General features: G+C 65.7%; 9 protein-coding genes. 1 reads left to right on the forward strand and 8 read right to left on the reverse strand.

The window, feature by feature from the left end:
- Positions 1 to 57: 57 nt before the first annotated feature.
- Positions 58 to 14637 carry a retention module-containing protein gene (locus tag SMCB_RS11220; RefSeq protein WP_045537077.1) on the forward strand — a complete coding sequence of 4860 codons (14580 nt, stop codon included), beginning with the start codon at positions 58 to 60 and terminating at the stop codon, positions 14635 to 14637.
- Between the two features lie 24 nt (positions 14638 to 14661).
- On the opposite strand, the gene SMCB_RS11225 is transcribed toward SMCB_RS11220, so the two are convergent.
- The 8 genes from SMCB_RS11225 to SMCB_RS11250 all read right to left on the reverse strand — a co-directional run bounded on the left by SMCB_RS11225 (position 14662) and on the right by SMCB_RS11250 (position 21761).
- A complete protein-coding gene (locus SMCB_RS11225) occupies positions 14662 to 16500 on the reverse strand; it encodes a patatin-like phospholipase family protein (protein WP_045537078.1) in 1839 nt (612 codons plus the stop codon).
- The gene (locus tag SMCB_RS13355) at positions 16469 to 16579 is read right to left on the reverse strand and encodes an aminomethyltransferase beta-barrel domain-containing protein (RefSeq protein WP_420834895.1); all 111 of its coding nucleotides are present in this window, start codon (positions 16577 to 16579) and stop codon (positions 16469 to 16471) included. Before SMCB_RS13355 ends, SMCB_RS11225 begins: the two co-directional genes overlap by 32 nt.
- A gap of 102 nt (positions 16580 to 16681) precedes the next feature.
- Positions 16682 to 16987 (reverse strand): hypothetical protein, encoded by a 306-nt coding sequence (locus SMCB_RS12985; protein ID WP_034114265.1) that lies wholly within the window; start codon positions 16985 to 16987, stop codon positions 16682 to 16684.
- Positions 16900 to 17109, reverse strand: a complete 210-nt coding sequence (locus SMCB_RS13360; RefSeq protein ID WP_197539304.1) for a hypothetical protein — start codon at positions 17107 to 17109, stop codon at positions 16900 to 16902. Before SMCB_RS13360 ends, SMCB_RS12985 begins: the two co-directional genes overlap by 88 nt.
- 8 nt (positions 17110 to 17117) lie before the next feature.
- Positions 17118 to 17750, reverse strand: coding sequence for an ATP-binding protein (locus SMCB_RS12995; RefSeq protein ID WP_231851209.1), 633 nt, complete (start codon positions 17748 to 17750; stop codon positions 17118 to 17120).
- Between the two features lies 1 nt (position 17751).
- Positions 17752 to 19002, reverse strand: a complete 1251-nt coding sequence (mnmA, locus tag SMCB_RS11240) for a tRNA 2-thiouridine(34) synthase MnmA (protein ID WP_045537079.1) — start codon at positions 19000 to 19002, stop codon at positions 17752 to 17754.
- A gap of 35 nt (positions 19003 to 19037) precedes the next feature.
- The gene (locus tag SMCB_RS11245; protein ID WP_045537081.1) at positions 19038 to 20384 is read right to left on the reverse strand and encodes a coiled-coil domain-containing protein; all 1347 of its coding nucleotides are present in this window, start codon (positions 20382 to 20384) and stop codon (positions 19038 to 19040) included.
- Between the two features lie 6 nt (positions 20385 to 20390).
- The gene (locus SMCB_RS11250; protein ID WP_045537083.1) at positions 20391 to 21761 is read right to left on the reverse strand and encodes a glutamate-5-semialdehyde dehydrogenase; all 1371 of its coding nucleotides are present in this window, start codon (positions 21759 to 21761) and stop codon (positions 20391 to 20393) included.
- Positions 21762 to 21767: the final 6 nt, after the last annotated feature.

Here is a 21767-nt window from a genome sequence, read left to right on the forward strand (position 1 = left end):
AAAGCCTGCCTCGAGCCTTAAGCTGCGCCCATCGTCATACCCAACAGGAGCGCTACCATGGCCCAAGCCACCGTCACCGCCGTCACCGGCAACGCCGTCATCGTCAAAGCCGATGGCACCTCCCGCGCCCTGCAAGTGGGCGAAGTCGTGCAGCGCGGCGACGTCATCCGCACCCAGAACGGGGCGCGGGTCGAGCTGCTGCTCGCCGACGGCCAGACCTTGGCCATGGGCCCCAACCAGGCCTTGCGCGTCGACGAAACCGTGGCCCTCACCGACGCCACCCCGCAAGCCGGCGACGCCGCCGTGCAACCCACCACCGTGGCCGAGATCATCCAGATTTTGGAGCAGGGCCTAGACCTGCTCGAGCAAGTGGACCCCGCCGCCGCCGGTGCCGTGGCCGCCGGTGCGGGCGAAGGCAGCGACTTCGTGCGCCTGCTGCGCGTGGCCGAGCCGGTTGAGCCGCTGGCGTTCCAGTTCAACCTCGGCGCCGCCGACACCACCGACGAGATCGAGGGCGAGCCGGCCCCGGTCACGATCGACCTGAGCTTCGAACTCGAAGAAGAATCCGCCCTGGGCCTGGACGGCAACGACGAAACCGACGACGGCCTGAGCGCATCGCGAAGCGGCAACTTCCTCACCGGCGTGGGCGGCGTGCTCACCAGCTTCAGCGTGCCGGGCTTGGGCTTCATCGCCATCGCGCCCGGCGGCAGCACCTTGGCCTTCGACGCCAACGGCCAAGTCATCCCCCCCGGCGCCACCACCCCGCCTTCCGTGCTGCTCACCGTGCAGCCCAACGGCGACTACACCCTCACCGTGGTCGGCCCGCTCAACCACCCCACCCCCGGCACGGTCGAAGAGCTGCTGGCCCTGAGCCCCATCGCCCTCATCGGCACCGCCGGCACGGGCGGCTACCTGACCATCAATTTGGCCATCTCGGTTGCCGACGACGTGCCGGCGGCCATTTTGGGCGAAGACGCTGGGCCGCGGGTCGATACCGCCCTGCTCGACGAAGACGCGCTGCAAGGCGGCAACGCCGACGGCAACCCGCTTCGCCCTGGTGAATTCAATGCCGGCGGCAGTGCCATCGCCAACGGCGACATTGTGGACAACGTCAGCTGGGGCGCCGACGGCTTTGGTCGCGTCACCAGCGTAAGCTGGAATGGCGGCAGCGTTAATTTGGCGGCCAATGCCACCAGCGCCACGGTCTACATCCTCGCCAGCGGTGGGTTGGGTGACCCTGCCAACGCCGCCATTCGCCTGACCGTGGGTGCTGACGGCAGTTACAGTTTTGAGTTGCTGCGCGCCCAAACCCACGGCGAGTCTGGCGAAGAAGACTACATGGCGCTGCTCGAAGGCGGCTTCACCTTCAACGCCGTCGATGGCGACGGCGACCCGATCGAGGGTGGCGTGCGCGTCAACGTCAATGTGCTAGATGACATCCCGGTTATCAGCTACGCTGAGCCAGATTACCCTGACGACGTGCCCACCAATGGCAATGGCGGTGGGTACCCGCCGGTCGAGCCGGGCGCCGTTACGGTGGACGAGAGCGACTTTGGCGTCGATGGCACATCCGCATATGGCACGGTGCACTTCAGCGTCAGCTTTGGTGCCGATGGGCCTGCCCTTGGTGGTGGCAAGCTGTACGTGCTGGAGGCTCGGACCGGTGATGCAACCGGCCTGACCGACACTGCCACCGGTCAAGCAGTCGTCATTGCCCAAGGCAGCAACGGTGCAATCCTTGGCGTCGTAACCGATGTCAATAACGTACAACAGACGGTGTTCGTCATGTCGGTTGACCCGGCCACCGGCGTGGTCAGCTTCGACCAGCAGCGCGCGGTCGTGCATGGCAACGCACAAGACCCCAACGACCGCGTCAGCATTGCCCAAGGCATCATCAACCTGCGCCTGACCGCCACCGACGGCGACGGCGATGCGGTCAGCGCCACAGTTGACGTCGGGCGCTTGGTCTCGATTGCCGACGACGGCCCGAGCATCGAGCTCAGCCGCAGCGAGGCCGCCCTGCCCGTGCTGGCGGTGGACGAGAGCAACTTGGCGCTCAACGCCACGGGCGAGTTTGCTGGCCTGTTTGCGGTCGATGCCGACGCCGGCGCCGACGGCGAGGCCAGCCGCAGCAGCGTCTACAGCTTGGGCGTCAACACCGCCATCGCCAGCGGCGTGGTCGATGTGGCCAGCGGCCTAGACGTCGTCTTGGTGCTCGACGGCACCACCGTGCGCGGTCAGGTCACCATCAACAACGTCGTCACCGACGTCTTCACGGTGGGCGTCAACGCCCAAGGCGAGGTCAGCCTCGACCAGATCCGTGCGCTGCGCCACGCCGACACCAGCAACCCCAACGACACGGTCAGACTGGCGGCTGGGTCGGTCACGCTCACGCGCACCGACACCCTCACCGACGGCGACGGCGACAGCGCCAGCGACAGCTACAGCGTCGCCATCGGTGGTGCCCTGAGCTTTGCTGACGACGCGCCGAGCATCAACGTCACCAGCGCCCTGACCACCACCCTGACGGTCACGCTGCGCGGCTCCGACGCCGGCTACGACAACAGCTTTGGCTACTACATCAAAGACGAAGATGGCAACCCGACCACCGGTGTCGTGATCTGGGACAACGTCAAAGCCTTTGCCACCACCGAAGTCACCATCGTCGGCTACACCGCCGATCAGATCGGCTTCTTTATCATCCCCAACGGCAACAACCTCAACCCGGATCTGGCGGCCAACACCCCCGTTACCTTCCAGCAGGTCGGCAACCATTGGCAAGCGACCCCTGTAGGCGGCAACACCGCCTTGGTCGGTGCAGGGGGTGCGGGCGGCATCTTGTTCGACGACGCTGACCTCAACCCCGATGGCCGGTCTTATGTGCAAGACAACGCGGCCCCGGGCAACCTCAACTGGGAAGACATCCGTGGCGGTGGCGACGGCGACTTCAACGACGTCAACATCGAAGTCACCGCGCGCACCAACCTGCCCGTGCTCACCACGCAAGACGCCCAGACCATCGACACCGTGGAGGGCACCACCACCACGGCGGTTTCTGACAGCGCCAGCGCCGGCTTTGGTCATCTGTTTGACAGCACCAACACCCACAACTTTGGTGCCGACGGTGCGGGCTCGATTCAATCCAGCTACGCCGTGCGCATGCTGGGCATCGGTTTGTCTGGCCTGAGCAGCCAAGGTCAAGCCGTGCAGCTGCTCGAACTCAATGGGGCGGTGTTTGGGCGCATCACCGTTGGTGGGCAAGAGCGCGACATCTTCAGCATCACTGTCGATAGCGCCGGCGTAGTCACCCTGACCCAGTTTGCCGAGCTCGACCATGTGGGCGAAAACGATGACGATAACGCCTTCAACAACAGCGCCAGCATGCTGCGCCTGCCCAATGAAGTCGTGTACTTGGAGCGCACCGACACCATCACCGACCGCGACGGCGACCAAGCCAGCAGCAGCTTGAGTATCGACATCGGTGCGGCCATGCGCTTTGAGGACGATGTGCCGAGCATCGACGTCAGCCGCAGCGAGGCCGTCATGCCCGTGCTGGCGGTGGACGAGAGCAACTTGGGCATCAACGCCAGCGCCAACTTTGCTGGCCTGTTTGCGGTCGATGCCGACGCTGGTGCCGACGGCGAGGCCAGCCGCAGCAGCGTCTACAGCTTGGGCGTCAACAGCGCCATCGCCAGCGGCGTGGTCGATGTGGCCAGCGGCCTAGACGTCGTCTTGGTGCTCGACGGCACCACCGTGCGCGGTCAGGTCACCATCAACAACGTCGTCACCGACGTCTTCACGGTGGGCGTCAACGCCCAAGGCGAGGTCAGCCTCGACCAGATCCGTGCGCTGCGCCACGCCGACACCAGCAACCCCAACGACACGGTCAGACTGGCGGCTGGGTCGGTCACGCTCACGCGCACCGACACCCTCACCGACGGCGATGGCGACAGCAACAGCGACAGCTTGAGCCTTGAGATCGGCAACGCCCTGAGCTTTGCCGACGATGCGCCGAGCATCGACGTCAGCAGCGCCCTGACCACCACCCTGACGGTCACCCTGCGCGGCTCCGACGCCGGCTACGACAACAGCTTTGGCTACTACATCAAAGACGCCAATGGCAACCCGACCACTGGCGTCGTGATCTGGGACAACGTCAAAGCCTTTGGCACCACCGAAGTCACCATCGTCGGTTTCACCGCCGAACAGGTCGGCTTCTTCATCATCCCCAACGGCAACAACCGCAACGAGGGCTTGGAGCCCAACACCCCGGTTACTTTCAGTTTCAATGAGGCTGGCGGCTATTGGCAAGCTACCCCTGTAGGCGGCAACACCGCCTTGGTTGGTGAAGGAGGCGAGGGCGGCATCTTGTTCGATGTCGCCGCCCTCAACCCCGATGACCGGGCCTACGTGCAAGACAACGCGGATCCGGGCAATCTCAACTGGGAAGACATCCGTGGCGGTGGCGACGGCGACTTCAACGACGTCAACATCGAAGTCACCTGGAGCACCAACCTGCCTGTGCTCACCACGCAAGACGCCGAGACCATCGACACCGTCGCGGGCAACGCCACCACGGCAGTCTCCGACAGCGTCAGCGCCGGCTTTGCCGGGATGTTTGCCAGCACCCCCAACTTTGGTGCCGACGGCGCCGGCTCGGTTCAGACCAGCTACGCCGTGCGCATGCTGGGCATCGGTTTGGCCGGCTTCACCAGCCAAGGTCAAGACGTGCAGCTGCTCGAACTTGATGGGGCTGTGTTTGGGCGCATCACCGTTGATGGGCAAGAGCGCGACATCTTCAGCATCACGGTCGATGGCGACGGCGTAGTCACCCTGACCCAGTTTGCCGAGCTCGACCATGTGGGCGAAGCCGAAGACGAAAACGCCTTCAACAACAGCGCCAACATGCTGCGCCTGCCCAATGAAGTCGTGTACTTGGAGCGCACCGACACCATCACCGACCGCGACGGCGACCAAGCCAGCAGCAGCTTGAGCATCGACATCGGTGCGGCCATGCGCTTTGAGGACGACGTGCCGCGCATCGAGGTTGCCGCCGACACCTTGCTGCTCGACGAAGACGCGCTGCAAGGCGCAAACGCCGATGCGCAACCGCCGCGCGCCGGCGAAGTCAATGCCGGCGGCAGTGCCAGCGTCAGCGGCAGCATCGTGGACAACGTCAACTGGGGTGCCGACGGCTTTGGCCGCGTCACCGGCGTGAGTTGGATGGTGGGTGAGCAGTCCTTCTCGGTCGCTGTGCCAGAGTCTGTCCCAACCACCGTGTTCCTCAACGCCAACGCTCAAGTGCAACAGGGTAGCAGCGGCGCGGCCCTCAGCCTGACCGTGGGCGCCAACGGCAACTACACCGTCACTTTGCTCGACAACCTGCTGATCGCAGGCGCGGGCGAGAACCTGGTCAGCGTGCTCAGCAACGGCTTTGTCTTCAACGCCATCGACGGCGACGGCGATGCGGTAGCCGGTGGGGTGCGCGTCGTCGTCAACGTGCAAGACGACATCCCGGTGGCCGTGGCCGAGCGCTTGGTGACTGCCACCGTGGCCGAAAACGACATCCGCACCCCGCTTTCCACCGGCACCTCGCCCAACGACGGCAACGCCGATGGCTCGTTTACTGGCGACCCGGGTCAGATCCGCGGCCCGGCCACCGTCAGCGGCTCGCTGGCCAGCCTAGTCAGCTACGGCGCCGACGGCGCGGCAGCGGGCGGCGGGTTTGGCTTGTCCACTGACTTCGCTGGCCTGACGGCGCAAACCCTCACTTCAGCAGGCGCAACCCTGAGCTACGCGGTCAACGGCAACACCCTGACCGCCACGGCCGGCAGCGGCACCGCCGCACGCACCGTGTTCACGCTCGAAGTCCAGCCCAACGGCAACTACACCCTGCGCCTGTTCGACCAGCTCGACCACGCCAGCGGCCAAGGCGCCAACAACTTGGCGCTCGACCTCTCGTCGGTCATCACCGCGACCGACGCCGACGGCGACCGCATCACCCTCAGCCGTGGCTTTACCGTCAATGTGACCGACGACGTGCCGCAGTTGGATGGCTGGCTGCCATCCATTGGCTTGGTCGAAGAAGAAGCGCTGCCGGGCGGCAATCCGGAATGGCCAAACCTCGGCACCGTAGTCAACGGCAGCGTCGCCGGCCAGGCCGAGTCTGGCGCCGACGACCCGCTGACCTTCAGCCTCAACCCGGTGCTGGGCGGGCTGCCCGCGCTCACTTCCGCAGGCCTTGCCGTCACCTACGCCGTGAGTGGCAACACCCTGACCGCCACGGCCGGCACCGGTGAAGCCGCGCGTCCCGTGTTCACGCTCCAGCTGCAGCCCAACGGCAGCTACACCTTCACCCTGCGCGCCCCGATCGACCACCCGGCCGGCGATGGCGAAAACACGCGCACCCTCGACCTGTCGAGCGCCATCGTCGCCACCGACCGCGACGGCGACGCCCTCGTGCTCCGCGAAGCCCTGTCGATCAAGATCATCGACGACGTGCCGCGGGTCGATCTGCGCGGCGCAGACACGGTTGCAGAAGACGCCGTTGGCACCATCGCAGGCACCTGGAACGTGCAGATGGGTGCCGATCAACCCGGCGCAGTGGTGGTCAGGCTTGGCGACCAGAGCCATGCCATCGGCACCTCGATCGCGGTCAATGTGGGCGGCCAAGCGCTGGGCACCCTGACCGTCAATGCCGGCGGAACGTGGAGCTTCGACCCCAACCCCAACCTGAACAATCCCAGCGGCGTCCACTTCACCTTCAGCATTCGCGCCACCGACGCCGACAGCGACGTCGAGTCCAACAGCCACACGATCACCGTCACCGACGGCCGCAACCCCAGCGCCGGTAAAGCGCAAACGCTGACGCTGGACGAAGAAGCGCTGGGCAACGCCAACGCCACCGGCACCAACCCGGCCACCAGCGCCGAAGCCGCCACCGCCACCTTGGCATTCACGGCCGGTTCCGACGACCTGGTGGGCTTTGCCTTCTCGACCAACTTGAATAACTTGGTGCGCAACACCGACGGCGTGACCGGCCCGGAGCTGACTTGGACCCGCACCAACGCCACCACCCTCACTGCCACCTTCAGCGACACCGGAACCCTTGCCCTGACCCTGACCTTGTCAGCGCCGGGCTCGATCGCCCACGGCACCAGCGGCAACGTGACCGTGAACGCCACCCTGTCGGACAACCTGCGCCATGCGCTGGCCGGCGGCGAACAGGTGCTCAGCCTGGGCTCGATCGGCGTGGTGGCCACCGACCGCGACGGCGATGCGGCCACGGGCACCATCAACCTGTCGGTACAGGACGACATCCCGCGCATCACCGTCAGCCCCACCCAAAACCTGCACGAATCCTTCGAGGGCTTTGTGACTACCGAGCCCAACCAAGGCGGCTGGTTCGTCGTCGGCGAGGCTGGCCGCACCCTGGTGGGCAACGACGGCATCGTCTGGACGCTCAACGAAGCCGGGATTGAAATCCAGCGGGGCAACGTCGGTGGAGCTTTGCCCTCCGACGGCACCCACAAGGCCGAGCTCGATGCGCACAACTTGGCTGGCGGCAGCGCCAACACCCTGACCGAGCTCTCGACCCAGATCTATGTGCCCGGCAGCACTTTCGAAATGTCCTTCGACTACCAGCCGCGCCCGGCAGACCTGGCCGACAGCGGGATGAAGGTGCGCTTCAACAACATCGAAGTCACCATCAGTTCCGATTCGAACGGGGTCCTCACCATCAACGCCCCGCTAACTGGCGTCACAGTCAACCAGACTGCGGGCAGCGGCAGCTGGACCGGCATTGGGCTGGTCTTTAGCGGTGTCACACCGGGCTTGCATAGTCTGAGCTTTGCCGGCCTGTCGGACAACGTCAACGGCGACACCAATGGCGCCTACATCGACAACATCCGCATGGCGGCCAACAACCCGATTCTGGTCGATGAAACCTCGCTCAACGTCGATGGCAGCGCCAACGCCGGGGCGCTGCGCTTCAGCGTCGATTTCGGTGCCGATGGGGCTGCAGCCACCAACGCACGCGTGTTTAGTCTGACGGCAACCAACGATACAGCAACTGGCCTGTTCGACACCGCCACCGGTCAAGCAGTCGTCATCGCCCAAGGCAGCAACGGTCAAATCCTTGGTGTCGTGACCGTCAACAGCGTACAACAGACGGTGTTCGTCATGTCGGTCAATGCCGACGGAGTGGTCAGCTTCGACCAGCAGCGCGCAGTCGTACACGGCAACCCACAAAACCCCAACGACAGCGTCAGCCTCAACCCCAACGTCATCAACCTGCGCCTGACGGCCACCGACGGCGACGGCGATGCGGTGAGCGCCACGGTTGATGTCGGGCGCTTGGTCTCGATCGCCGACGACGGCCCGCGCATCGACGTTTCACTGGCCTCCCCAGACGCCCAACCCCTGCCCGTGCTCACCACCCAAGACGCCGAGACCATCGGCGCGGCCAGCGACACGGCCACGGGCAACTTTGCCGGCTTGTTTGCGGTCAGCGCCAACGCCGGTGCCGACGGCGAGGCCAGCCGCAGCAGCAGCTACAGCCTGAGCGTGGGCATTCCAGCAACCGGCCTGAGCAGCGGTGGGCAAGCCATCAGCCTGTTTGCCGGCCCCAACGGGCAGCTGCTGGGCTCGACCGCCACGGCGGCCAACTTGGTCACCGCCGAAAACACCGTGTTCGAGATCGGCGTCAACGCCAGCACTGGCGAGGTAACCCTGACCCAGCACCTCGAGCTCGACCACGCGGGTGAGGCCGCCGACAACGACGCCTTCAACAACAGCGCCAATTTGCTGCGCCTGCCCAACGGTGTGGTGCTCCTGGAGCGCACCGACACCATCACCGACGGCGACGGCGACCAAGCTCGCGACAGCCAGCGCATCGACATCGGTGCCGCCATGCGCTTCGAAGACGACATGCCGCGCATCACCGTCTCCCCCACCCAGAACCTGCGCGAATCTTTCGAGGGCTTTGTGACCACCGAGCCCAACCAGGGCGGCTGGTTCGTCGTGGGCGAGAACGGCAGCACCTTGGTGGGCAACGACGGCATCGTCTGGACGCTCAACGAGGCCGGGATCGAAATCCAGCGCGGCAACGTCGGCGGTGCTGCGCCCTCCGACGGCGCGCACAAGGCCGAGCTCGATGCGCACAACCTGGCCGGCGGCAGCACCAACACCCTGAGCGTGCTCTCGACCCAGCTCTATGTGCCCGCGGCCCCCTTCGTCATGTCCTTCGACTACCAGCCGCGCCCGGCTGCCATGACCGACAGCACCATGACCGTCACACTGGGCGCGGTGGTGGTTGCCATCAGCGCCGACGCCCAAGGCGTGCTCAGCATCAGCGCCCCCAGCGGAGTCACGGCAACCACGACCCCGGGCACCAACGGCTGGAGCACCATCAACCTGAGCTTTGCCAACGTCACACCGGGCCTCAACACCCTGAGCTTTGCCGGCACGGGCTCGGCCAACAGCCTAGGCGCCTACATCGACAACATCCGCATGGCGGCCAACAACCCCATCCTGGTCGATGAAACCAGGCTCGGTGACGATGGCAGCGCCAACGCCGGGGCGCTGCGCTTCAGCGTCGATTTCGGTGCCGATGGCGCGGCCGCCAGCAACGCGCGCGTGTTTGATCTGACGGCTGCCAACGGTGCCCCAACCGGCCTGACCGACACCGCCAGCGGCCAGCCGGTGGTCATCGCCCAAGGCAGCAACGGTCAAATCCTTGGCGTCGTGACCGTCAACAACGTGCAACAGACGGTGTTCGTCATGTCGGTCGATGCCGAAACTGGCGTGGTCAGTTTCGACCAGCAGCGTGCGGTCGTGCACGGCGACGCACTAGACCCCGACGACAGCGTCAGCATCGCCCAAGGTGTCATCGAGCTGCGCTTGACCGCCACCGACGGCGACGGCGACACGGTCAGCGCCACGGTTGACGTTGGGAGCTTGGTCTCGATTGCCGACGACGGCCCGCGCATCGACGTTTCACTGGCCTCCCCAGACGCCCAACCCCTGCCCGTGCTCACCACCCAAGACGCCGAGACCATCGGCGCGGCCAGCGACACGGCCACGGGCAACTTTGCCGGCTTGTTTGCGGTCAGCGCCAACGCCGGTGCCGACGGCGAGGCCAGCCGCAGCAGCAGCTACAGCCTGAGCGTGGGCATTCCAGCAACCGGCCTGAGCAGCGGTGGGCAAGCCATCAGCCTGTTTGCCGGCCCCAACGGGCAGCTGCTGGGCTCGACCGCTGCGGCGGCCAACTTGGTCACCGCCAGCAACACCGTGTTCGAGATCGGCGTCAATGCCAGCACTGGCCAAGTCACCCTGACCCAGCACATCGAGATCGACCACGCCGTCAGCGGCAGCCTTGCGGGCTTGCCGGCAGGAACCGTGCTGCTGAGCGCCAGCTCCACCATCACCGACGGCGACGGCGATCAAGCCAGCGACAGCGCCACGCGCGACATCAGCGCCGCGTTCAAGTTTGAGGACGGTACGCCGCCGGTGGTCTCGATCAGCGCCAGACCGGCCACCGTGGACGAAGACGGCGCAGCCGTCATCACCTTCACCGTCAGCCAAGACCGGGTCTCGGTCACCGACACCGTGGTGACCATCAGCCTGACTGGCACGGCCACCGAAAACACCGACTACGCGGTAACCGGGTTGCCAGCTGGCCAGACCCGCACCGTTACCATCCTGGCCGGCCAGAGCAGCGTGAGCTTCACCGCCGACCCGACGCCAGACATTCTTGATGAAAACAACGAAACCGTCGTTGCCACCATCGATGCGGCCACAGGTGCCACGGTCGACCCGGGTGCCGACAGGGCCACCGCCACCATCCTCGACAACGACACCGCACCCACCATTGATGATTTGGCGGTCAGCGTATCCGAGGAGGGCTTGGCGAACGGCCTAGTAGACACCAGCGGCACACCAGTTGACACCACCAACAGCCGCAGCGCCAGCGGCACCCTTGCAGTCACCGGCAACGGCGTGGCCCCTCTGACCATCGCCTTGCCGCTCACCGGCTTGCCTGCCACCATCGGCGGCACGGCGCTCACGTGGAGCCATGGCGCAAACCAAGCGGTGCTCATCGGCAGCGCGGGCACGACGCAGGTCATTCAGATCACGCTCAACGGCGGCAGCACCGCTGTCACGACGGGTGCTACGTCTGTGAACTACGTGGTCGAGCTGCTCGCGCCCATCCAGCACCCCACCAACAACGTCGAGGACTTGCTCAGCTTTAGCGTCGGCCTTTCCATCTCCGACGGGGTCAATCCAGTAGATGCCGGCAGCCTCCAGATCACCATCGAAGACGACATGCCGCGCATCACCAGCGTGGACTCCCTGACACTGCCCAACCAAGTGGGCAGCCAAACCGGCAACATCGTGGGCCTGGCCTTTGGTGCCGACGGGCCTGCTGCGGCGCAGTCGATTCGGCTGTCGGGCTGGACGGATTTGCCTGGCATCACCGAAACCCTCTCGCTAGACGGCAGAACCCTGACTGCCGCCATTGATGGCAGCGGGCTGCCGCCCTTGGTGTTCTACACCCTGAGTTTGAACACCAACGGCACCTACACCTTCACCCTCGTCACCCCGCAGCCTACGCAAACCATTGCGATCGGTAACCAGTTTGGCGCTGGCAACCCGGTAGAAACCATCGTCGTCACCGCAGGCACCAACACCGTGACCTTTGACGGTTTGCTATATACCAACGCGGGTGGTGTGGGTGCTCCACAAAACCCCGGGACAGTCAGCAATGCCGACAACTTAAACCCCAACAACTTGGGCTTTGGCGTCCAGAACGGCAACATAGACCACAACGAGGGCTTCCGGGCCAGCATGGCGCAGCCAGCCGATGGCTTGTCGTTCCAAGTGCATGGCAACGGCAACACCGACACGGCGACCATCGAGTGGGTGGCTTACGCAGCCGACGGCACCACCGTGGTGGATTTTGGACAGCTGACGTTGTCGGGTTTGAAGAACGACGGGAATCAGTTGGCGTCGATCGCATCCGATACCGAATTCTCCCGCGTGGACGTGCGTTTTATTCTGGACGGAAGCGGCGACAGCGTGCGGGTGCAGGATTTTGGCGTCATCGACCGCATCACGCCGCCGGATCTGACGCTCGGATTTGAGGTTCGCGCCACCGACAGCGATGGCGACTGGGCCACAGCAAGCTTTAACGTCAATGTGAATGCCGTCAGCGTGCCCACCATCATGGTCGGCGCCCCCGGCACCGGCACCGGCGACATCGTCGTACCCGAGGGCCAGCCGGCGGTGTTTGGCGTGCAGGTCACGGCGGCGGCGGCGGGCTCGACCCTGACGCTGGCGCTGGCCGACGGCAGCGCCCTGAGCCCGGCCGACTACAACGACGGCGTGTTCGAGTACAGCCTCGACGGCGGCACCACTTGGATCGCCTACACCGCTCCGATCAACGTGGCGGCGGGCGACAGCCTGGTGCAAGTGCGCACCAACACTGTGGACGACTCGATCAACGAAGCCAACGAGAACTTCACGCTGACGGCGACCCTGACCAGCCTAACCACGACGGTGAGCGACAGCGCCACCGCCACCATTGTGGACAACCTTTTGGTGGTGGGCAGCAATGCATCCGATACCGTCAGCAGCACCACCACCACCAGCGACGACCACGCGGTGCGCAACCCGGCTGAGGGCAAAGACGGTGTCGTGTTCGGTGGCGGAGGCAACGATATTCTGGTGGGGGATGTGGGCGGTCAGCGCACCGAATTTACCCCCGGCCAGAACTACAACATCGCCTTGGTGGTGGACGTTTCGGGCAGCATGGCCGGCGACCGGATCCAGCTCATGCGGGAGGCCTTGCAAAACCTGGCGACGCAACTGGCCAACCACGACGGCTTCATCAACCTGACGCTGATTGCGTTTTCCAGCACGGCCCAAGAGCGCATCACGATTGTGGACTTCAAGCCATCTGACCTGAATGCCCTCAACCCCCTCATCAGCGGCCTTACTGCCAGCGGAACCACCAACTACGAAGCGGCCTTCAATGTCGCCGTCAGCTGGTTCAATAACGCCGCCAAAGCCAATCCGGTCTATGTGGACAAAACCTTCTTTGTGACGGACGGCGACCCGACCGTGTTCCTCAACGACCAAGGTGCGGTGAGCGGCCCAGGCAACACGACCGACTTCCTCACGATGCTGAATTCGGTGCAGGCCTTTGCGCCCTTGAGAGCCGCCAGCGAAGTCATGGCGATCGGCATCGGCACGGGCGTGAACAGCAACTTGCTGCGCTTCTTTGACGACACCAGCACCGTGGGCACGGCTACAGTTTCGTTTGGGTTCGGGGTTGTGGCCAACTTCTCTGGCTCGGCTGCGATCAACGACGAGGATAGCTGGATCCTCACCGGTGAGGGGACGCGCAGAGTAAGAGATGACGCTCTGAGGATAGTGGACAACATTGGGGAAGAAGCAGGCAGTCCGGCACGAACTGGTGCAACCACAGTCACTCTAGCGACCAGCCAAGCCATCGAGGTGCAAGAGGGCGCAAGGCTGAACTTCAACTACCAGACGCGTAATTTCGAGACCAACACGGGCACGGGTGACAGCTTCACGTGGCAGCTGTTGCGTTTTGAGAACAACGTATGGGTTGAGGTGGCCGGTCAAGGTGGAGTCATACGCACCGCCACTGACAGCAACCAGCCCAACCCGGTCGTCACCACCACCGCACTGACAGCTGGCAGCTACGGCCTGCGGTTCACCGTGTTCGACGGGTCGCACGGCAAAAACTCAAACAACGCTCAAGTCCGAATTGACGACATCAGCGTGGAGCGGGTGGTCACCGGACCAGTTGGTGAGCCGCAAATAGTTCTAACCGCCGCAGCGCTCAACGCCGCGCTGTCAACGGGCAGCACGACCGACGTGTTGTTGGCCGCAGGCGATGACGATTTGCGCGGTGGTGAGGGCAATGACATCATCTTTGGTGACGTGCTCAACAGCGATGCGCTGGCTGTGCAGCAAGGCATTGCCTTGCCGCCAGGGTCGGGCTGGGCGGTGTTTCAAGCCCTCGAAGCGGGCACATCGGGCTGGACGCGCGCCGACACCTTGTCCTACATCCGCGCCAACGCCACGGTGGTGGCGAATGAAGCAGGGCGCACAGGTGGCAACGACACCCTGAGCGGCGGCGCCGGAGACGACATCCTGTTCGGCCAGCAGGGCAACGACACCTTGACGGGTGGCGAGGGCAACGACACCTTGTTCGGCGGCAGCGGCAACGACACCCTCACCGGCGGTCTGGGGGCAGACGTGTTTGCATGGCGCTTGGGCGACCAAGGCACCACCGCCAGCCCGGCGCGCGACGTGATCACCGACTTCAACCCCGGCCAAGGCGACGCGCTCGACCTGCGCGATCTGCTGCAGGGAGAAAACGCTAATAACCTAGGCAGCTACCTGCGCTTTGTTACCGAAGGCGCCAAGCTGGTGTTGCAGGTGGACCACGATGGAGGCGGCACTTTTGAGCCGACACAAAACATCGTGTTCGACAACTTTGCCAGCCGGGCGGAACTGGCGCAGGCGCTGGGTCTGGCGGCTGGGTCGTCGGAGGCCGACATCCTCAACAAAATGCGCGCCGACGGACACCTGCGCACCGACTGATCGGGGCGGCAGCGGCGGCGCGCTTCAAGCTTGGGGCGCGGCCGCCGTGCCCTCGGCTTGGTCCAGCACCTCGCGCGCGTGTTGCTCGCCTTGGCGCACGATGGCGTCGAACTGGTTCCACTGCAGCAGCCCGACTTTGAGCAGCGGCGGGTTGAGGTAGAGGTCGCACAGGCGGCGCGATTCGGCTTGGCGCGAGGCGCTGTAGAGGATCGAGACGTTGAGCAGGTACGACACCAGCGAGGGCAGGCGGTAGCGGCGGCTGGCGCGCGGGCGCAGGCGGTCGAGCAGCAGCGCCCAGGGGCCGGGGATTTCATCGAAGGTGAGGCGGCGCGCGCTGCGCGGGCTCAGGTCCACGCCGATGACGCGCCGCACGCCGCGCTGCTCGCGCATCACGTTGACCGGGAAGTTGTTGAAGGTGCCGCCGTCGCAGAGCAGCTCGCCGTCGCGGATCACGGGCGGCAGCGCTCCGGGTATGGCCAAGCTGGCGCGCAGGGCTTGGCTTAAATCGCCTTGCTGCAGCCGCAGCTCTTGACCGCGCGAGTAGTTGCTGGCGATGCAGAAAAAGCCCTTCCACAAATCGACCAGGTCGGCCTGGCCGCCGGTGATCTGCTGGAAGGATTCATCGACCACGCGCCGCACCCGGCGCCCACGGATGAGCGAGACCAGCGGCAGCCAGTTGTAGTCGCCGGTGGGGTTGATGCGAAACGCGCCCCGCGCCATGTCGATGGTGGTGTTCACGTCGCCGTCGGCAGCGATCAGCGCCGCCATGATGGCGCCGATGCTGGTGCCGCCGACGCAGTCGATTTCGATGCCGCGGCGTTGCAGCTCTTTCCAGATGCCCAGATGTGCCAGCCCGCGCGCGCCGCCGCCGGCCAGCACGAGCCCGGTGGCTTGGTGGCTGAGGATGCGCGCCAGCCGCTGCACGTCGCGCTCGAGGGCGGGGCGCAGGTTGATGTGGCCATTGACCGGGCGCCGATCGAGCCAGCGCCGCATGCCGAGCGGGCTTTTGAGCTCGGCCGGGTGCAGCAGCAGCAGGGTTTGGTTGGGTGCGCCCAGCTGCAGCGATTCGATCAGGCAGGCTTGTTCGATCGGGTGGATGTGCGCCGGCTCGCTGGCCTGGGCCAGCAGCAGGATTTCGTCGGCGTGGCGCGTGCACAGGCGGCTCCAGCCTTCGTCGGCGACGTCGGCCTGCAGGAGCACGAAATCGTGCCCGGTTTCAAGCTCGTCGAGCACCAGTGCGCAGGCGGCGTCGCTGGCCGCGCCGTGCTTTTGCAGTGCCTGGGCGCGGGCTTCGGCGGCGCCGATGCAGGCCACGCGGCCGTGTTTGGCTAGGGCGCGCTGCAGGTCTGCGGCCAGGGTGGCGGCCTGCACGTGGGCGGTGATGGGCAGCAGGCACAGCATCACCGGTGCTGCCTCGGGGCGGCTGGTGCTCTGGGTTTGCAAGCGCTCGATGATCTGGCGCGTGAGCGCAAACGAGGCCTGGGGGTAGCGTTGCACCAGATCGACAAACTGCGCTTTGTCGAGGCGCGCCAGCAACGTGTGGCGCACTGCGACCACGGTGGCCGTGCGCGGGGCCTCGCTGTAGAGGCCGATTTCGCCCATGATCTCGCCACGCCCGAGCTCGCGCACCGCGCGCTGGCTGCCGTCGGCGCCGTTGACGTAAACGCGCAGCCGCCCGCTCAGGCTCAGGTAGGCGGCGTCGGCCACTTGGCCCTGTTGCAGCAACACCTCACCGGCTTCAAGCTCGACCCAGCTGAAGTGCGCGCACACTTCTTGTAGCACCTCGGGTGCCATGGCCCCAAAATGGGCCTGCAAATACCGCCCCAAGCGCTCACGGCGCTGTTCGTTTAAGTCCGTTTGCATCGCTGCCTCCAAAAGTGCTAATAGTACCACCTCCGAGGCAAACCTCGCCGTCGTACAGCACGGCGCTTTGAAGCTTCATTGCTAAGCCAGTTGTAAATTGCCGGCCAAAACGGGCCTAAGAAAATATTTAAATCAACAACTTATGGTTTTTTGTTTGCTAAGCACAGTCTTTCGGCAATAGCTAGCTTTGGCCCTCGGGGCCGCCCTCAGCTAGGCGCCAAATCGCCGTGGCCTTGGGGCCCGTGCGGTGAATCAGGCCATAGCGACGCATGGCTTGCAGCAAATTTCGAATTTTGTGGGCCTTCTGGGCGGCATCGAGCACGTCTGGCAGTTTGGCCAGCAGGAGTTCGTCCAAGTCTTTGCGGGAAGCCTGCCCGTACTTCTTCAAGTAGTCGGTCACTAGCTTGCGGTAGTAACCGTCGTCCAAGCCTTTGTTGCGGATGTAGCTGGCCTTCTGGCCCGCCCACTCCGCCACTTTGGCCGACATAAATGCCCAGGTTCGGTGACTTCGAAAACGAAGTCAGGCAGAGGAAAGTAGCGGTCGCGCTGGGTTTGAAACATGCGCCGTATACCGCTACCCACCTGGTCAATCATGCGCAGGCGAATCATGCCGTCAATCAACCATTGGTTGCGGTAGTGCCTTGGGCATCAGCGCGAATGTGCTCGTGCCGCGATGTGTCGGGCTCTGCCTTGAGCAAGTATTCGGTAAAGCGTTTGCGTGCAGCATCCAAGGCTTCGGGGTCTAAATCAGCCACCGTCGCGTCTGGCACGATCTCGCCCGACCAATCGGACTTCTGCCCCAAAAAGTCCCAAATGCGCAACTCCTTGTCGGGATGGTCGCTGAGCTTGGTTTTATGACTGTCGATGCGGATGTAGCGCACCCCGGCGAATGCCAAGGGAGCCGTGCGTGGGGCCTTGATGTCCAACACCACCACTGGCCCCTGCGGGTGTTGCACTTCATGGAACTCGAAGTCGGGCCGAGGTGAGGTCGCCTGTGTCAGCCACATGATCAGCGGTTGCGCACCGTCACCCTTGGCCGTGAACGGTTTGAAGGTGGTGCCGGTCACCCCATGCGTCTTGTCGTTCACGCCCCACACCAGGTAGGCGTGGTCATGCCGCTCCAACACCGCCGCATTGGCTAGGGCAGACAGGTATTCGCCGATGTCGCGCGGCAAATCCCAGCCGGACTTGAACTCCACCGTGCTGGCCTCGCGCCCTTCGGCGCGCAACCGGTCCACCAAGGCAATCAAGTCAGTCTGGTCCATGATCAGAGGCTCCGCACGTTGGCAATGCCGTTGTGCTGGGTGCCGGTGCCTGTGCCGAGCGTGAGCGCCAGTTGCCGCACGCGGCGCTTGCCGTGCCTATAACACCACCTCCCAGGCAAACCTCGCCGTCGTAGAGCACGGCGCTTTGCCCGGGCGTGACGGCCCATTGGGGTTGATCGAACTGCAGGGTGAAATGGGCGCCGGGCTCAGCGGTGGGCTCTGCGCCGGGCTCGAAGCGGCACGGGGCGTCGGCCTGGCGGTAGCGTGTTTTGGCGCCGTAGGGCCCCGGTGGCGGGGGGCTGCCGCTCACCCAGCTGGCGTCTTGGGCCTGCAGCGCGTCAGACAGCAACCACGGGTGCTCGTGCCCCTGCACCGCCCACAGGGTGTTGTGGGCCAGGTCTTTGCGCGCCACGAACCAGGGCGCGTGCTCGCCGCCGCCGTGGGCGCCCGCACGGGGTTTGAGGCCGCCGATGCCCAGCCCCTGGCGCTGGCCCAGGGTGTAAAAGCTCAGGCCCACGTGTTGGCCGATGGTGCGTCCGTCGGGGGCGCGGATGGGGCCGGGCTGGTGCTGCAGGTAGCGGCCCAAAAATTCGCGAAACGGGCGCTCGCCGATGAAGCAGATGCCGGTGCTGTCTTTTTTGCGCGCATTGGGCAGGCCGATCTCGGCGGCGATGCGGCGCACCTCGGTCTTGCGCAGCTCGCCCACCGGAAAGCAGGTGCGCGCCAGCTGCGCCTGCGTGAGGCGGTGCAAAAAGTAGCTCTGGTCTTTGAGCCCATCGAGCCCTTTGAGCAGCTGGTAGCGGCCGCTGGCGGCGTCGAGGCGCACGCGGGCGTAGTGGCCGGTGGCGATCTGCTCGGCCCCTAGGCGCAGCGCGTGCTCCAAAAAGGCCTTGAACTTGATCTCGGCGTTGCACAGCACGTCGGGGTTGGGCGTGCGCCCGGCCTGGTATTCGCGCAAAAACTCGGCAAATACGCGCTCGCGGTATTCGGCGGCAAAATTGACGTGCTCGAGCTCGATGCCGATGCGGTCGGCCACGCTGGCGGCGTCGATCCAGTCTTGGCGGCTGCTGCAATGGGCGCTGGCGCCGTCGCCGCTGTCGTCGCTTTGGTCGTCATCCTCCCAGTTTTTCATGAAGATGCCGATGACCTCATGGCCCTGCTGCTTGAGCAGCCAGGCGCTGACGGCGGAATCGACACCGCCCGACAGTCCGACGACGACACGGGGTTTGCTGCTCATGGTGGGGCGTTCAGCCTCTAGTAAAAGGGGGGCCGTCAGCCCCAGGGGTCCAAGTCGTCGAGGCTGGCAAAGGCGCGGCGCTGCTGCTGCTCGCGCTCGGCGGCGCGCAACAGGCGGCGCTGCTCGGTGAGCCAAGGCTTGAGGGTGGCCAGCGCCTGCACCTGCTCTAGGTCGTGCTGCATGAGCTCGAGCTCGTCTTGCAAATCGTCAAGATTGTCTTGCAGCGCGCGCCGCAGGCTGGCGAGGTTGCACACCTCATGGGGCAGCAAGTCGAACTCTTCGGCCAAGCGCCATTGGCAGGCTTGGCGGTCGCGCTCGAGCGCGGCGGCCTGCTGTTTGAGCAGCAGGGTGAGGCTGCGCAGACGCTCGTCGCCCACGCGCTCGAGGTGGTCGGGGTCCACCAGTTCGGCGCGCCACTGCAGCTCGAGCAGCGCCACCAGGTCGCGGTTGGCGTAGGCGGCGTTGACGGCGCTCATGAGCGTGTGTTTGTGCGCCTGATCGGCGGCGTCGGCGGCGCGGTCGGGGTGCAGCGCGCTGGCCAGCTGGCGGTAGAGCAGGCGCAGGGTGGCGTCGGCGTCGGCCAGGTGGGCGGCGGCCATTTCGGCGGCGGCGCTGGGTTTGCGGCGCGCTTGTTTGGCGGCGCGCTTGGCGGCCTTTTGCTGCGCCAGCTGTTCTTGCTCGTCTCGCTGCTGCTTGAATTGCTGCTGCAAGTGCTCGAGGGCGGCGTGCAGCGCGGCGCTGGGGTTGTCGGGGTCGAACTCGGGCAGCTCGGTTTCGAGCGCGTCGCCCAGGCCCTGCTGCAAGTCTTGGTGGATGGCTTTGGCTTGCTCGAGCTGGCGCTCGGCCAGGGTCTGGGGGCTGCGCCGGTCGTGCAGAGCCGCCATGTCGGCCTCACCCTCGAGCGCCAGGCTCTCGGACTGGGCGCAGACGATCTGGCGCAGCGTGTCCAACTGGTTGGCGCTCAGGCCCTTGGGTTTGCCCTCGAGCCACGGGTCGAGCGCCAGCACCATGGCGCGGCGCAGCTGCTTTTGCTGCTGCCGCAAGGGGCCCAGCAGCTGGGCGCAGCGGGTGCGGTGCGCTTGGCCGTCGGCTTCGAGCGTTTGCAGCTGCTGCCGCAGGCGCTCGATGCGCGCGCGCTCGCGCTCAAAGGCCTGCCCGGCGGCCGAGCGTTGGCGCTGGCCTGGGGCTTGCACGAGCAGGGAGGTGGCGGTGTTGGGCTGGGAGGTTTTGGGCTGGGTGGTGGCGTTGGCCGCTGCGGCGCCTAGGGGCGGCTGCTGGGGCGGCTGCTTGGGCTGGGTGTCATCGCCAAACAGGCTGGGCTGCTCGACAAAGCGCGGGTCGGGGGCGGGCGCACGGGGTGCGCTGCGGCTGGAGCGTGGCATGCGCGCTTAGCCCCGCACTTCGCCCTGGCCCAACACCACGTACTTGAGCGAGGTCAGGCCCTCGACCCCGACCGGGCCGCGGGCGTGGAACTTGTCGGTGCTGATGCCGATTTCGGCCCCGAGTCCGTACTCGAAGCCGTCGGCAAAGCGGGTGCTGGTGTTGACCATCACGCTGCTGGAGTCAACCTCGCGCAAAAAGCGCTGCGCGTGCACGTGACTGGTGGTGAGGATGGCGTCGGTGTGCTGGCTGCCATAGCGGTTGATGTGGGCGATGGCTTCGTCCAGCCCCGCCACCAGCTTGATGCTGATGATGGCTGCGAGGTATTCGGTGCCCCAGTCGGCCTCGGTGGCGGGAACGAGCAGCGGAGTGGGCGCGTTGCCATTTGCGCTTGACGCGGGGGCAGCGTGGTCGTGGCTTGCGGCGGCTGATGGGGCGGTGGTGGCTAGGCCCAGCGCCGGCTGCAAGATGGCCAAGCTCTCGGGGCAGCAGCGCATCTGCACGCCTTTGGCGGCAAACACCGCGCCCATGCGCGGCAAAAACGCGCCCGCCACGGCGCGCGCCACCAGCAGGCTTTCGGTGGCGTTGCAGGGGCTGTATTTTTGGGTTTTGGCGTTGTCGGTCACGCGCAGCGCCAGCTCGAGGTCGCAAGGGTCATCGACGTAGGTGTGGCAGTTGCCATCTAGGTGCTTGATCACCGGCACCTTGGCTTCGGCGCTGATGCGCTCGATCAGCCCCTTGCCGCCGCGCGGAATGATCACGTCCACGTACTGCGGCAGCGCGATCAGCTGGCCCACGGCGGCGCGGTCGGTGCAGGGCACCAGCTGCACCGCTTCGGGCGGCAGGCCGGCGGCGCCCAGCGCCTGCTGCACCAGCGCCGCCAGCGCGCGGTTGCTGGCGATGGCCTCGGAGCCGCCGCGCAAAATGCAGGCGTTGCCGCTCTTGATGGCCAGCGACGCAGCCTCGATGGTGACGTTGGGCCGGCTCTCGTAAATCATGCCAAACACGCCGATGGGCACGCGCATCTGGCCCACGCGGATGCCGCTGGGCTGCTGGCGCAAACCGCTGATCTCGCCGATGAGGTCGGGCAAGGCGGCCAGCTGCTCGCAGCCTTGGGCGCAGGTTTCGAGCGCCGCTGCGCTCAGGCGCAAGCGGTCCAGCAGCGGCTCGGCCAACCCGGCAGCGCGCGCGCGCTCGAGGTCGAGCGCGTTGGCGGCTTGCAGCGGCGCGCCGTGCTGGCGCAGCAAAGCAGCCAAAGCGCGCAGCGCCGCCGCCTTGGTGGCCGCGCTGGCACTGGCCATCTGCGCCGCCGCGGCGCGGGCCTGGCGGCCCAAGGTGGGCACGAGTTCGGGGGTGTAGGCTTGAGCGTGATCGTCCATGGGGGG

Source organism: Serpentinimonas maccroryi, from assembly GCF_000828915.1.
In the GTDB taxonomy this organism is placed as follows: domain Bacteria; phylum Pseudomonadota; class Gammaproteobacteria; order Burkholderiales; family Burkholderiaceae_C; genus Serpentinimonas; species Serpentinimonas maccroryi.

Bases quoted from the DNA above. Each gene is read 5' to 3' on its own strand.
- SMCB_RS11220 (WP_045537077.1), top strand. From the start codon at position 58: ATGGCCCAAGCCACCGTCACCGCCGTCACCGGCAACGCCGTCATCGTC.
- SMCB_RS12985 (WP_034114265.1), bottom strand. From the start codon at position 16,987: ATGTCGGCCAAAGTGGCGGAGTGGGCGGGCCAGAAGGCCAGCTACATC.
- SMCB_RS13355 (WP_420834895.1), bottom strand. From the start codon at position 16,579: ATGAAGCTTCAAAGCGCCGTGCTGTACGACGGCGAGGTTTGCCTCGGA.
- SMCB_RS11250 (WP_045537083.1), bottom strand. From the start codon at position 21,761: ATGGACGATCACGCTCAAGCCTACACCCCCGAACTCGTGCCCACCTTG.
- SMCB_RS11225 (WP_045537078.1), bottom strand. From the start codon at position 16,500: ATGCAAACGGACTTAAACGAACAGCGCCGTGAGCGCTTGGGGCGGTAT.
- mnmA (WP_045537079.1), bottom strand. From the start codon at position 19,002: ATGAGCAGCAAACCCCGTGTCGTCGTCGGACTGTCGGGCGGTGTCGAT.
- SMCB_RS13360 (WP_197539304.1), bottom strand. From the start codon at position 17,109: ATGATTCGCCTGCGCATGATTGACCAGGTGGGTAGCGGTATACGGCGC.
- SMCB_RS11245 (WP_045537081.1), bottom strand. From the start codon at position 20,384: ATGCCACGCTCCAGCCGCAGCGCACCCCGTGCGCCCGCCCCCGACCCG.